Raw genomic sequence first — 12,956 nt, 5'->3', positions numbered from 1 at the left:
AGGCTCGGTGACGCTGATCCATCCGCTCTTCTCGGACCGTACCAGTCAGAATCTGGCCGAGGCTTTCAAGGCGCGCTACGGCCTTGGCGATGATTTCGAGGTCAATTTCCTCCGCAAGGGCACCGGCGCCACCGTGTCGCAGGTCCGCCAGGAAATTCAGGCCGGCACCTTTACCGTCGACGCCATTCTCGTGAGCGCGCCGCCGTTCTTTGCCGCCGGTTCGGAGCGTGGTGCTTTCGAGGAACTCGACAGCGGCTACTGGAAGGACAGCGAGAAGCTGGCGAAAGAGGCCGGCCAGTACTCCAACTATCCTTATGTCGTCGTGCCGCTTGCCTACACCTTCCAGCCGGTGTGGAACGCGAGCTGTGACGGGATGGCCGACGTCGATGTCAAGAACTACGAGGACGCCGTCGCTGCGTCGCTTGCCGGCAAGACCATTGCATCGGACATCACCAAGAGCTTCACCTATACCAATACGGTGATTGCGCTGCGCGACGCCGGCATCCGCGTGGACCAGCCCGACGAGCGCACGTGGGTGGTGCATCCGGGCCCGATCCGCCTGGGCGACGTCCGGGTCGAGCCCGACCTGTCGAACGCCGGCCCGTTCATCGCGGCCCCGCTGGTCGCGGGCGGCTCCGTGCGCATTCCCGGCTGGCCGGCGCACACGACGCAGCCCGGCGCCCTCTACCCCGAGCTGCTCGAGCGCATGGGCGCGACGTGCTCGCTCGCCGCAGGCACGCTCACCGTGAGCGCCGCGGGGATCGCGTATGGGGGCCTGCGCGGCATCGATGCCGACCTCTCCCCCGCCGGCGAGATCACCCCCACGATCGCGGCGCTGTGCGCGGTCGCCGACGGCCCGAGCACGCTGACCGGGATCGGCCACCTGCGCGGCCACGAGACCGATCGCCTCGCCGCGATCGCCGCCGAGGTCGAGCGCCTGGGCGGGGGCTGCACGGCGGACGCCGACTCGCTGACCTTCGGCGGCATGCCAGCCGGCGGGCTGAACCCCGCCGCGATGGAGACCTACCACGACCATCGGATGGCGACCTTCGCAGCGATCATCGGGCTCGCGGTCCCGGGCATTGACGTGATCAACGTGGGCACGACGGCGAAGACCATGCCCGACTTCCCCGCGATGTGGAAGGCGATGCTCGGCGCGTGAGGCGCGAATACGACGAGTCCGACGCGCGGGTGCGCCCCAACCGGCGCGGCTCGCGGCCGCGCTCGAAGCGCCGCCCCGCTCACGAGGACGCCATCCCGGGCACGATCGTGGGCGTCGATCGCGGCCGCCTGACGGTGCACCTCGACGACGAGGATGCCACCGAGGTGATCGCGGTCAAGGCCCGGGAGCTGGGCCGTCGCGGCCTGGTCGTGGGCGACCGCGTGGCGCTCGTGGGAGACACCTCGGGAGATGACGGCACCCTCGCGCGCATCGTGCGCCGCGAGACACGCACGACCGAGCTCCGCCGGACGGCAGACGACGCCGACGTCACCGAGCGCGTGATCGTCGCCAACGCCGCTCAGCTCGGCATCGTGACAGCGCTCGCCGACCCCGAGCCCAATCCGCGGATGATCGACCGCTGCCTGGTCGCCGCGTTCGACGCCGGCATGGACGCGCTGCTGGTGCTCACCAAGGCGGATCTCGCGAGCGCCGATGCACTGGCGGCTGCGTACGCACCCTTGGGCGTGGAGGTGGTCACCACGACGATGCGTCGCGACGGCGACGAGCGCATCATCGATGGCCTGGACGCGGTGCGCGAGAGACTCGAGGGGCGCACCACTGTGCTCGTCGGCTACTCGGGCGTGGGCAAGTCGACGCTCGTCAACGCGCTGGTGCCGGACGCCGACCGCGCCACCGGCGTGGTGAACGACGTGACCGGCCGCGGGCGCCACACCTCGACCTCGGCGGTCGCGCTGGAGCTCCCGCGCGGCGGTCGCATCATCGACACCCCTGGGGTCAGGTCCTTCGGTCTCGCACACGTGGACCCCGAGCACTTCATCGCGGCGTTCCCGGATGCCGCGGAGGCCGCCGCCGAGAGGTGCCCGCGCGGCTGCACCCATGAGTCGGCGCAGGCGGGCTGCGAGCTCGACGCCTGGGCGGCCGGGGACCCGGACCGGGAGGCGCGCGTGGACTCGATTCGTCGGCTCCTGGCGAGCCGCGCGCAGGCCGACGCCTACTGACCTGGCCGTGCCCGCGCATCGGCCGACCGCCTGAGCCAGGCGAGGCAGCCGTGACGCTAGCCTGGACCCATGCGACCCCAGGGAGAGTACGCCGACGACCTCACGCTCGCGATGCGCATCGCCGACGAGGTCGACCAGCTCACGGCGGCGAACTTCGCGTCGGAGCAGCTCACCGTCGAGCTGAAGCCCGATGACACCCCCGTCACGGCGGTGGACCGCGAGGCCGAGCTGCTGATCCGCCGCTACCTCGACAGCCACCGGCCCGAGGACGCCGTGTATGGCGAGGAGTTCGGCTCCAAGGGGGGCGGCCCGCGCCAGTGGGTGGTCGACCCCGTCGACGGCACCAAGAACTACATTCGGCAGGTCCCCGTGTGGGCGACGCTGATCGCGCTGCTCGACGAAGGCCGGCCGGTGGTGGGCGTCGTCAGTGCCCCCGCGCTCGGCACGCGATGGTTCGCGGCCGTGGGCAACGGAGCGTGGAAGGGCACGTCGCTGCGCAAGGCGGTGCCGATCGGGGTGTCCACCGTCACCGACATCGAGCACGCGAGCCTGTCGTACTCGTCGCTTTCCGGGTGGGAGGAGCGCGGCTCGTTCGACGAGTTCCTCGCGCTCACGAAGTCCGTGTGGCGCACGCGCGCCTACGGCGACTTCCTCAGCTACATGATGGTGGCGGAGGGCATGGTGGACATCGCGTGCGAGCCCGAGCTGGAGCTGTACGACATGGCCGCGCTGGTCCCGGTGGTCGAGGAGGCCGGCGGCCACTTCTCGTCTCTGGACGGTGTGCCCGGACCCTTCGGCGGCAACGCCCTCGCCACGAACGGCGCGCTGCACCTGCCGGCGCTGGATGCGCTGAACGGACGCTGACCCCCGGTCGGTGCCCCAGCTCAGCGGGCCAGGCCGTCGATCTCCCCCGGGCCGTACCAGAGCAGATCGTGCTGCTCGAGCCGCTCGAGCGCATCGGCGTCCCCGGCCGCCGCCTCGCGGGCGTCCGGGACTGCCGCGTCCTCGTCGACGAACGCGCACGCGACCGTGCTCGGGTCGACCCGACCCACCAGTGACACCGCCGCGGGGTGGCCGCCTGGCACCGGTGCGACGTCCTGGCGGGGGTAGTCGACCACGATCACGACGCGCCGGTCCGAGCGCAGCTCGAGCACCGCATCGGCCGCAGCTGCGCCGCGCACGGCCTCCGCGACCTCGTCCTCATCCTCGAGCGCGATGATGTCGAGCAGCGTCGGCGTGACAGCGTAGCCGCTGCTGGGCTCCCACTTCCCGCTCATCACGACCTCGAGGGCGTCCGCGGCGATCGGCACATACACGCGCATGGCCTCAGTCTTTCACCGCCGCAGCGAGCGCGCGAGAACGACGCGGCGTGGAGCCCGCATCCGCTCCCAGCGCGAGGGCCGATGCGATGCCGGCGATCGCGCGTCTCGCCTTGGAGCGGGGTGCGCACTCGGCCAGCACCCGTCCCTCGAGTGCCGCGGCATCGCATGGCGCCGGGTCCCAGGGCACGGGCGTGATGCGGTCGACCTCGGCGAAGCGCGCGAGGACGTCGGCGACGGCCTCGGCTGGCCGCGGTCCGGCGACCTGGGCCCGGACGCGATTGACGACGACGAGCGGATGGGCCGCGACGGAGCGCACGGCGTCGAGTCCGTGGATGAGCCGCTGGATGCCGAGCGGCTCTGCGGAGCCGACGGCGATCACCTGATCTGCCGCCGACAGCGCCGTGAGCGTCGCGCCGTTGCGCTGCGGTGCGCGGGTGTCGTACTGCAGTTCTTCATCCGCCTCGAGACCGAAGCCGCAGTCGATCACCACGGCGTCGGCGGTATGGCGAGCGGCGCGCAGCACCTCCTCAAGGGCCGCAGGCGCGATCTCCGTCCACCTCCCCGCGCGGGTGATCCCGGTGAGCACACTGAGCCCCTCGGCCGCCGTGACGGCGTGCCTTGCGAGAATCGCCGCGTCGACCGAGCCGTGCTGGGCCTCACGGATCACACCGGCGAGACCCGGGACCTCGTCGCTCATGCCGATCGCCTGCGCGACCGCGCCGCCATAGGTGTCGGCGTCGATAAGCAGAGTGCTCGTGCCGGACCGGGCCAGCTCTGCGGCGAGGTTGACGGCGATGGTGGTGCGTCCCGGCGCACCCGTCGGGCCCCACACCGCGATGACCTGTCCGTCGCGGTCCGCGCTCTCCTGTCCCTCCGCGCGTTCGGCCCGGGCGCTCTCGCGCGACGGCGGGCGCCTCGCCGCGTGCGCCAGGCGGTCAGCGACCAGCAGCGCGATCTCGTCGTCGGTCCACCCGGGCGCGGCCACCGTCTCGATGCCGAGCGCCCGCAGCTGCTCCGCAGGCTCGGGGGCCGCCGCCACGCCCACGAGCACGACACCGGTGTCGATCAACGCTGCCACGACCGCACGCGACAGGCGCGGCTGGTCAGAGAGAACGACCGCGCCGCCCACGCCGGCGGCCGCGGCCCCGATGGCCTCCGCGACATCGGCGCAACGCCGCGCCACCGCGAGCCGTGGATGCGCGTCGATGGCGGCCGCCACGCCAGACTCGGCCCCGCCCGACACGGCGATGATCACGCCGACGGCGGACATCAGGCCGTCCCTCGACCCACAACGGTCACCGACCCTCCGGACCCGACCGCGTCGAGCACGCTGGCGACGTCCTCGCTCGGAATGGAGAGATACACGGTCTCGCCGCCGGACACCGAGAAAGCGCCGTCCTCGCGCGCCACCGCGGCCACCACCAGGTCTTCGGCAATCACGGCCGACCCCGCGCCGTCCTCGACCGTCAGCCACAGATCGACGGTGGATCCTGCCTCGATCTCGGGATCGACGGGCGCATGAGCGACGACCCCGAGGACGCGCCCGTCCCACGAGCCCGGCTCCCCGAGCGCAGCGACGGGCACCAGTTCACCGCTGCCGATCGCCCGCGTGACGACCATGCCCCACGGCGGCGCGTCGGCAGTGACGTAGCCGCCGTCGCCTACCCGGACGTGGACCACGCGAAGGTCGTCGGGCTCGAGCACCGTGCCGGGCGCGAGCGCCGACTGCGCCGCGTAGTGCGCGACCGTGCGGTCGGCGCTCTGGAGCGCGAGGGCCACGCCGACGACGGCGACGCTCATGAGCAGCACCCCGACCAGGAGCCGCGGGTCTCTCCATCCCGGCCTGCGCAGTCGTCCTGCCACCGACCCGTCACCAGCCATGGTCCCCCCTCTGGACGCCGACGTGTGGGGCCTATCCTGCCCACTGGACGCCCCGCTGCCAAGCCCCTGTGGAGATCCGCGGCCTGGCATCGGGCTCGTGCGAGAATGACCGCATGGCTCCGCGGTTTCTCACGCTCGAGGATGTTCAGGAGGTGCTGAACATCTCCTCGCAGCAGGCGTATGCCCTGGTCAGGTCCGGCGAGCTGCCCGCCATCCAGGTGGGCGGCCGCGGCGTGTGGCGCGTCGAGGCGTCGCAGCTCGAGGACTACATCGCCCGCCAGTACGAGGCATCGCGGGAGCGCGCGCGCTCGGCCCGCGGGGACGGCGTCCGCTCCGGCTCCTGAGTCACGCCGAGCTCACCTCGTACACGGCGGCGATCGGGATGACCACGGTCGCGCCGGCATCGGTGGACAGGTCCAGGTGATCGCGTCCCACGGCGCCGATCACCCCGGTCCGCGAGCCTCCTGCACGCACCTGCACGCGCGCGCGATCGCGGCTGAGCGCACGCAGCGCGCTGGTGATCGGGAGCGCGCCCTCGACCCGCGACAGCATGTCGGAGCGCCTCGAGAGCCCCTCGAAGGCCGCGGACGCATGCAGAGGGACCAGGCGCTCGCGCATGCCGTCGCGCAGCAGGACCCATTCGCCCCCGGCATCCACCACCGTGCCGGTGACGCGTGACCCATCGCGCAGCTCGATGGCGAGCACGTCGCCTCGCGTGGCCGCGATACGCGCGGCGAGCACGGTGGTAGCCCGTTCACCTCTCGTGCGCTCCGCCGCCTGGGCTCGCAGGTGCTCGTGCTCGTCGTTCTCGGCCTGAGCCTCGAGGTCCCGGAACAGCGCTTCCCATCGCATGCCCACACGGTAGGGCCAACGGCCCGCCCGTGTCTCCACAGCCGCAACCCTCTCCTGGCACGCCAAGGCATCCTCGTGTATATCTATCAATATCAAACAGCATCAAACAGTATCACTAGGGGGCATCATGTCGAGCGGATCCGACGGCCGGCCAGGACGGCACGGCGTCACTCGTGGCCTGATCCGTCTGGCGGCGGCGCTGGCCGTGGCTGCCGTTCCGCTGCTGAGCGCCGGTCTCGGTCGAGTCGCGCTGGAGGGAGTGCGCGCCGTCGACATCGCGACCGCGACACTGGCCGACCTGCTCGTGCCGCTGGCGGCCGCGGCGGGCGCGGCGTGCGGTGGCGTACTCACGTTCTCCACCCTCGCGATCGCGGCACTCCCCGCAGGCTCGGCGCTGAGGCGCCGGGCGTCCGCAGTGACGCCGCGCGCGTGGCGCCGCCTCGTCACGATCGCGGTGGGCGGCGGCCTGGCGATGGGCGCGGCTCTCCCGGCCGCCGCGGCATCCGCCGTCGAGTGGCGCGATCCGGATCACCCCGAGTCCGGCCTCGTGACCTCGCATGCGGGGTGGGTCGCGGTCAACGCCGATGCCGCACAGGTCTTCGCGTCGCCCAGCACGGACACGCCGCTTCTCGAGAGCCAGGCGCCGAGCGCGACCAAGTCGGACGACCACACGGACGACGGGTCGGTGGCGACGCACACGGTGACACGAGGGGAATCGCTGTGGGCGATCACCGCCCGGATTCGCGGCGGCGACGACCGCGACGTCGCCAAGGCATGGCCCGAGCTCTACTCGCTCAATCGCGACATCGTGGGGCCCGACCCCGACCTGCTGCTGCCCGGGCAGGAACTCCGCATCCCTGCGGGGTGGTCGGCATGAGCAGCGAGGCCGCACTCCCCCTCACTCGGCACACGGCGCCGCGGCGGCGCGCCTTGGGCGATCCCACGCCGCTCGCGTGCACCGTGGCGAAGGCCGCGGTCGATGCGGTGCTCGGCGGCGCCACGCTCGACGCCTACGTGCGCTGGATCGAGCCGGACCTGTTCGCCGCGCTCGCGCGCCAGCACTCGCTCGCCCGGCGCGCGGGCATTCGCCCCAATGGCCCCGTGGGTGTGCGTCGCGCGCGGGTGTGCCGGGTGGCCCGCGACGCCGCCGAGGTCTCGATCGTGATCGAGCACGCGGGCCGCTGCCGGGCGGTGGCGATGCGCCTCGAGGAATCCCGCCGGCGCTGGCTCGTGGTGGGCCTGCAGGTGGGGTGAGGCGTCAGCCCTCGTTCTTCCCGTGGCACATCTTGTACTTCTTGCCGGAGCCGCACGGGCACTGCGCGTTCTTGGAGGTCCCCGGGAAGGTCGCGCCGTCGTCAGAGGGCTTGGCACCCGCCGCCGGACCGGACTTCTTCACGGCCGCAGTGCCGTCGTCCGACGGACCGGAGTACGTCAGCGCGCCCATGCTCGACTGCATCATGGTTCCCGGCGTCGCGGACCCGGTGCTCATGACGCGGCGCTGCTGGGCCTGAGCCGCCGCCTGCGCCTGCGCACCCGCCGCCGTGGCGGTGGCCGCCGCGGACTGAGCAGTCACGCCCGCGCCCGCCTGCTGGCCCTCGCCCTCAGGCTGCTTGACGCGCTTCTCGACTCGGTAGAGCACCTGGAGCGACTGCTCCTTGATCGCATCGGTCATGGCCTCGAAGAGCTGGTAGCCCTCGCGCTGATACTCCGTGAGAGGGTCGCGCTGGCCCATGGCCCTCAGACCGATGCCCTCCTTGAGATAGTCCATCTCGTAGAGGTGCTCGCGCCACTTCGCGTCGAGAACCTGCATGACCACCTGGCGCTCGACGGTCCTCGTCAGCTGCTCGCCGAGCCGCTCCTCGACCGCCTCGTACTGGACCTTGGCGTCGGCCACCAGCTCGCGAGTCAGGAACTTCGCCGAGAGCCCCTCGACGCCCCCGGCCTCTGAGGCGACCTCGTCGGCCGTCAGCGACACCGGGTAGATCGTGTGGAGGTCCTTCCACAGCGCCTCGAGATCCCAGTCCTCGGGATTGCCCACCGCAGTGGCGGCGGTCACGGTGGCCCCCACGACGTCCTCGACGAAGGACATGACCTGGTCGCGGAAGTCCTCGCCGTCGAGGACACGGCGGCGCTCCGAGTAGATCACGGAGCGCTGCGAGCTCATGACGTCGTCGTACTTGAGGATGTTCTTGCGGATCTCCGCGTTGCGGCCCTCGAGCTGCGCCTGCGCGCTGCGGACGCCGCGCGTGAGGACCTTGGACTCGATGGGCATGTCGTCCGGGAGCGCGCTCGAATTCATCATCGTCGAGGCGAGTCCGGACTGGAACATGCGCATGAGGTCGTCCTCGAGGCACAGGTAGAAGCGGGACTCGCCCGGATCGCCCTGACGTCCGGAACGCCCGCGCAGCTGGTTGTCGATGCGACGCGACTCGTGGCGCTCCGTGCCCAGCACGTAGAGACCGCCCGCGGCGAGGACCTCGTCGTGCTCGGCGGCGACCGCCTGCTGGGCCGCCTCGAGGACGCCGTCCCAGACCTTCTCGTACTCGTCGGGCTGCTCGGTCGGGTCGAGACCACGATCGGCCATCTCCTGCACCGCGCGGAACTCAGGGTTGCCGCCCAGCATGATGTCGGTGCCTCGGCCGGCCATGTTGGTGGCGACCGTCACAGCGCCCTTGCGCCCGGCCTCGGCGACCACGGCCGCCTCCTGCTCGTGCTGCTTGGCGTTCAGCACCGAGTGCTTGATGCCGTGCTTGCGCAGCTCCTTGGACAGCCGCTCCGACTTCTCGACGGACACCGTGCCCACCAGGACCGGTTGCCCGGCCTTGTTGCGCTCGATGATGTCCTCGATCACCGCAGTGAACTTGGCCTGCTCGGACTTGTAAAGGAGATCGGACTTGTCCTCGCGGATCATCGGCTTGTTGGTCGGGATCGGCACCACGCCCATGCCGTAGGTCGCGTTGAGCTCGGCGGCCTCGGTCTGGGCGGTGCCGGTCATGCCGGAGAGCTTCTCGTACTGGCGGAAGTAGTTCTGCAGCGTGATCGACGCGTAGGTCTGGTTCTCCGCGCGGATCGCCACGCCTTCCTTGGCCTCGATGGCCTGGTGCAGGCCCTCGGAGTAGCGCCGACCCTTCAGCAGGCGCCCCGTGTGCTCGTCGACGATGTCGACCTCGCCGTTCTGGACCACGTAGTCGCGGTCGCGACGGAACAGCTCCTTGGCCTTGACGGCGTTGTTGAGGAAGCCGATGAGGGGGGTGTTCTGCGGGTCGTAGAGGTTCTCGATGCCGAGCGCCTTCTCGACCTTGTCGATGCCGGGCTCGAGCATGCCGACGGCCTTCTTCTTCTCCTCGACCTCGTAGTCCTCGTCGACCGTCAGCTGCTTCGCGATGCGCGCGAACTCCGCGTACCACTTGCCGTGGTCCGCCTGCGCGGGGCCGGAGATGATGAGCGGCGTGCGTGCCTCGTCGATGAGGATCGAGTCGACCTCGTCGACGATCGCGAAATGGTAGCCGCGCTGCACCAGCTGCGACGGCTGGAGCGCCATGTTGTCGCGCAGGTGGTCGAAGCCGAACTCGTTGTTGGTCCCGTACGTGATGTCCGCCGCGTACTGCGCCTTGCGCTCATCCGGCGTCTGGCCGGCGAGGATGCAGCCGGTCTCGAGCCCCAGGAAGCGGAACACGCGCCCCATGAGCTCGGACTGGTAGTTCGCCAGGTAGTCGTTGACGGTCACGATGTGGACGCCGCGTCCCGTCAGCGCGTTGAGGTACGCGGGCAGCGTCGCGACGAGGGTCTTGCCCTCGCCGGTCTTCATCTCGGCGATGTCGCCGTTGTGGAGCGCGGCGCCGCCCATGATCTGCACGTCGAAGTGGCGCAGGCCCAGCGTGCGCGTCGAGGCCTCGCGGACCGCGGCGAAGGCCTCCGGCATCAGCGCGTCGAGCGACTCGCCGCCCTCGTAGCGCTCCTTGAACTCCGCGGTGAGCGCCCGGAGCTCGTCGTCCGAGAACTCCTGATACACGCTCTCCATGGCGTTGGTGAGGGTGACGACCCTGCTCAGGCGACGGAGGTTGCGCCCTTCGCCCATGCGAATGACGCGATCGAGAACTGACACCTAATGACTCCTAGCGATTCGAATCCACCTGCCATCGTAGGCCGTCACGGAACCGCGACGGGTTCGTCTCGCTGTGGGCGCAACACCACGACGGCCGATGCGAGTGCCACGCCACCGACGACGCCCCACCATCCGAGGCGCTCCGCGAAGACCAGCGCCCCGAGCACCGCGGCGACCAGCGGCTCGAGCAGCGCGACGATGGTCGCGACGAAGGGCGGCACGGTCTCGAGGCCGGACAGGTACGCGACGTACGCCAGCGCGGTGGCGAGGATGCCCAGTGCGAGCGCCCAGCCCCAGCCGTCGATCCCCTCGGGAACGCCCCAGCCGGACAGCGCCGCTACCGGCACCAGCATCAGGCCACCCGCGGAGAAGGACAGCGCGGTGAGGCGCACCGCGCCCAGGCCCGGAACGGGGGTCCGGTTGGACACGGTGACGGCGGCGAACGCGGCGCCCGTCAGCAGCGAGACTCCCACGCCGGCCAGCGCGGAGCCTCCAGCGTTCAGCGAGGAGCCCGTCAGTGCGATCAGCCCGGCCAGGGCGATCAGCAGGGCGACCACGCCCGTGGCGCCGGGGGCCTCCCGCAGGCGAACCGCATCCCAGATCGCGACCCACACGGGTGCGGAGCCGATCGCCACGAGCGTCGCGAGACCCACGCCCGCGAGCTCGATCCCCGTGAAGTAGAGGACCTCGAACAGCGCGATCAGCGCTCCCGTGAGGAGGATGCGGATGAGCATCGCGCGGTCGAGACGTCCGATGCCGCTCCGGACCAGGAGCCACAGCGTGAGCACGACGCCGGCGATGAGCATGCGCCACATCGCGACGGACGCGGGCGGCACTGCTCCGTTGTCCGCGAGCAGGCTCCCGAGAGCCCCGCCGGTGCCCCACAGCACGGCAGCCACGACGACGAGGACGAAGTCGCGGGTGCGCATGCCGCGAGGCTACCGCGACCTCGCAGCCCGGAACGCGCGCCGTGGCACGCCGCCGGGGCGTCTCAGGCGGACTCGCGTCCCTCGCTCTCGCCGTCCTCCTCGAGCCGGATCACGCCGTACGTCCACCCGCGACGGCGGTAGACCGCCGATGGCAGCCCCGATTCGGCGTCGAGGAAGAGGAAGAAGTCGTGGCCCACCAACTCCATCTGGTCGATCGCCTCCGCGACGGTGATGGGCGCGGCCTTGTGCGTCTTGGACCTGATCGAGATCGGAGTGCCGTCCACCGGAACCTCGACCGTCGCGCCTTCAGGCGCACCCTCCCAGGTCTCGACGTGCGCGACGCGCTCGGCCTCCGACTCGGGGGCGCGCTGCGACTCCTGAGCGAGGTCCTGCGCCACCACCGCATGCAGCGATGGCTTGTTCTTGTGGCGGTGCGCGCGGCGCTCGTGCTGCTTGCGCAGCTGCTCCACAATGCGCGTGCTCGCACGCTCGAGGGCGACCATCCGGTCGTCCGCGGCCGCCTCCGCCCGGATCACGCCGTGATCGTGCAGCGTGATCTCCACCCGTTCACGATCCGACGCCAACCGCGGGTTCCGCTCGTGCACGACGTTCACCTCGGCGCGAGTGGCGCGGGGGGCGAGCGACTCGACCTTCGCCATCTTGTCGAAGATCTTCTGGCGCATGTCCTCAGAGACCTTGGTGTGGCGTCCGACGATCGCGATGTCCATGGTGAAACTCCTTCAGGTGCGGGGGTGGCCAGGCGGCCATGACAGGGGTGGCGGGGCGCGGTCCTCGCGCCTGCGGCATCACCTCCCGAAGCCTCGAAGGTGACGACGTACGTCGTCTGCTCCTCAGACTAGACCCGCGGGAGCGACCGCGCGACCACTGTCCACGAACGCCGCCGTGAGCCCCGCGAGGACCGAGCCGCCGGACGCCTCGACCGCACTTGCGCACGCGGCGAGCGTCGCTCCCGTCGTCATCACGTCGTCGACCAGGAGCACCGGCGGCTCCGGCGCTCGGACGCACCGCACGGCGCTGCTGGCGTCGCGCCAGCGTCCGCGAGCGCCCTTGCCGCGCGATTCGCCCACACCGATGCGCAGGCACGGCACGACGCGAACGGCGTCCGCGCCCATGCGCGCGCTCAGTCCAGCGGCCACGCCCGCCGCGAGCCCGAGCGGGAGGTCGACGCCTCGGCGACGCGTGCTGGCGGGGCGCGCGGGCGCGGGGACCACGGCGATGCTCTCCGCTCCCGTGGCGCCCAGCACGTCCCCGATTGCCCGCCCGGCTCTCTCCATCGCCTCGCGGAGGACCCGGTCCAGATCCCTGCGGCGTGCGTCCTTCCACGCCGCGATCACGCCTGCCGGCGGCCCGACGAGCGGTGCCACGGACCACACCGGCAGCGGCGAGCGATCCAGCACGTCGAGGCGGGGCGCACAGCCCTCCACGCGCAGCGGTTCGGCCCACCACCACGCCTCGCACGCGCCGCACAGGATCGTGTCCTCCTCGCCGCAGCCGGGACACGCCACGGGGACGATCGCGCGGGCGAGGTCCGCGCCCGCCCGCCTCGCGGCGGCGGCCATGCTGACGACCCTGAGCATGCGCGCCACGGTGACATGCGCCCGGCGGCGTGCGCAGCCCGCGCGACGCCTGCAGTGGACACGCGCACGCGCGCCGACGCTGGGGACG

The 12,956-nt window shown here is 71.5% G+C and carries 13 protein-coding genes and 1 pseudogene; 6 read left to right on the top strand and 8 right to left on the bottom strand.

What is annotated here, in order from left to right; genetic code table 11:
* The 3 genes and pseudogenes from QZ483_RS03675 to QZ483_RS03665 all read left to right on the top strand — a co-directional run.
* Positions 1-1,162 (top strand): annotated as a pseudogene (locus QZ483_RS03675) (hypothetical protein); the annotation flags it as partial.
* Positions 1,159-2,181 (top strand): ribosome small subunit-dependent GTPase A, encoded by a 1,023-nt coding sequence (gene rsgA / locus QZ483_RS03670; RefSeq protein ID WP_297081634.1) that lies wholly within the window; start codon positions 1,159-1,161, stop codon positions 2,179-2,181. The pseudogene QZ483_RS03675 and the gene rsgA, both read left to right, overlap by 4 nt.
* A gap of 69 nt (positions 2,182-2,250) precedes the next feature.
* The gene (locus QZ483_RS03665; RefSeq protein ID WP_297081633.1) at positions 2,251-3,045 is read left to right on the top strand and encodes an inositol monophosphatase family protein; all 795 of its coding nucleotides are present in this window, start codon (positions 2,251-2,253) and stop codon (positions 3,043-3,045) included.
* Between the two features lie 20 nt (positions 3,046-3,065).
* Here the strand turns inward: QZ483_RS03665 and QZ483_RS03660 are convergent, their stop codons facing one another.
* From QZ483_RS03660 to QZ483_RS03650, 3 genes are read right to left on the bottom strand one after another with little or no spacing between them, the layout of a single operon-like run.
* On the bottom strand, positions 3,066-3,503 hold the full coding sequence (locus tag QZ483_RS03660) for a DUF6912 family protein (protein WP_297081632.1): 438 nt from the start codon (positions 3,501-3,503) through the stop codon (positions 3,066-3,068).
* Between the two features lie 4 nt (positions 3,504-3,507).
* Complete coding sequence (locus QZ483_RS03655; protein ID WP_297081631.1) at positions 3,508-4,773, bottom strand: AAA family ATPase; 1,266 nt, start codon at positions 4,771-4,773, stop codon at positions 3,508-3,510.
* Positions 4,773-5,303, bottom strand: a complete 531-nt coding sequence (locus QZ483_RS03650; protein WP_297081630.1) for a hypothetical protein — start codon at positions 5,301-5,303, stop codon at positions 4,773-4,775. Before QZ483_RS03650 ends, QZ483_RS03655 begins: the two co-directional genes overlap by 1 nt.
* Positions 5,304-5,497: 194 nt before the next feature.
* Between QZ483_RS03650 and QZ483_RS03645 the strand changes: the two genes are divergently transcribed.
* Positions 5,498-5,728, top strand: a complete 231-nt coding sequence (locus tag QZ483_RS03645) for a helix-turn-helix domain-containing protein (protein ID WP_297081629.1) — start codon at positions 5,498-5,500, stop codon at positions 5,726-5,728.
* Between the two features lies 1 nt (position 5,729).
* Here the strand turns inward: QZ483_RS03645 and QZ483_RS03640 are convergent, their stop codons facing one another.
* Positions 5,730-6,236, bottom strand: coding sequence for a hypothetical protein (locus QZ483_RS03640; RefSeq protein ID WP_297081628.1), 507 nt, complete (start codon positions 6,234-6,236; stop codon positions 5,730-5,732).
* Positions 6,237-6,363: 127 nt separating this feature from the next.
* Here QZ483_RS03640 and QZ483_RS03635 point away from each other — a divergent pair, with 127 nt between their 5' ends.
* Positions 6,364-7,113 carry a LysM peptidoglycan-binding domain-containing protein gene (locus QZ483_RS03635; protein ID WP_297081627.1) on the top strand — a complete coding sequence of 250 codons (750 nt, stop codon included), beginning with the start codon at positions 6,364-6,366 and terminating at the stop codon, positions 7,111-7,113.
* Entirely contained in the window at positions 7,110-7,490 is a 381-nt protein-coding gene (locus tag QZ483_RS03630; RefSeq protein ID WP_297081626.1) for an Rv3235 family protein, read from the top strand. The genes QZ483_RS03635 and QZ483_RS03630 overlap by 4 nt, the downstream gene beginning before the upstream one ends.
* 4 nt (positions 7,491-7,494) lie before the next feature.
* On the opposite strand, the gene secA is transcribed toward QZ483_RS03630, so the two are convergent.
* The 4 genes from secA to QZ483_RS03610 all read right to left on the bottom strand — a co-directional run bounded on the left by secA (position 7,495) and on the right by QZ483_RS03610 (position 12,868).
* The gene (gene secA / locus QZ483_RS03625) at positions 7,495-10,341 is read right to left on the bottom strand and encodes a preprotein translocase subunit SecA (RefSeq protein ID WP_297081625.1); all 2,847 of its coding nucleotides are present in this window, start codon (positions 10,339-10,341) and stop codon (positions 7,495-7,497) included.
* A gap of 44 nt (positions 10,342-10,385) precedes the next feature.
* On the bottom strand, positions 10,386-11,270 hold the full coding sequence (locus tag QZ483_RS03620; protein ID WP_297081624.1) for a DMT family transporter: 885 nt from the start codon (positions 11,268-11,270) through the stop codon (positions 10,386-10,388).
* A gap of 62 nt (positions 11,271-11,332) precedes the next feature.
* Positions 11,333-11,998, bottom strand: a complete 666-nt coding sequence (raiA, locus tag QZ483_RS03615; protein ID WP_297081623.1) for a ribosome hibernation-promoting factor, HPF/YfiA family — start codon at positions 11,996-11,998, stop codon at positions 11,333-11,335.
* Between the two features lie 123 nt (positions 11,999-12,121).
* Positions 12,122-12,868, bottom strand: a complete 747-nt coding sequence (locus QZ483_RS03610) for a ComF family protein (protein WP_297081622.1) — start codon at positions 12,866-12,868, stop codon at positions 12,122-12,124.
* Between the last annotated feature and the right edge of the window lie 88 nt (positions 12,869-12,956).

It is taken from the genome of uncultured Demequina sp. (assembly GCF_913055775.1).
Lineage (GTDB): Bacteria > Actinomycetota > Actinomycetes > Actinomycetales > Demequinaceae > Demequina.
The sequence above is the reverse complement of the archived record's forward strand: the minus strand, read 5'-3'. Positions and strand labels throughout refer to the sequence as shown.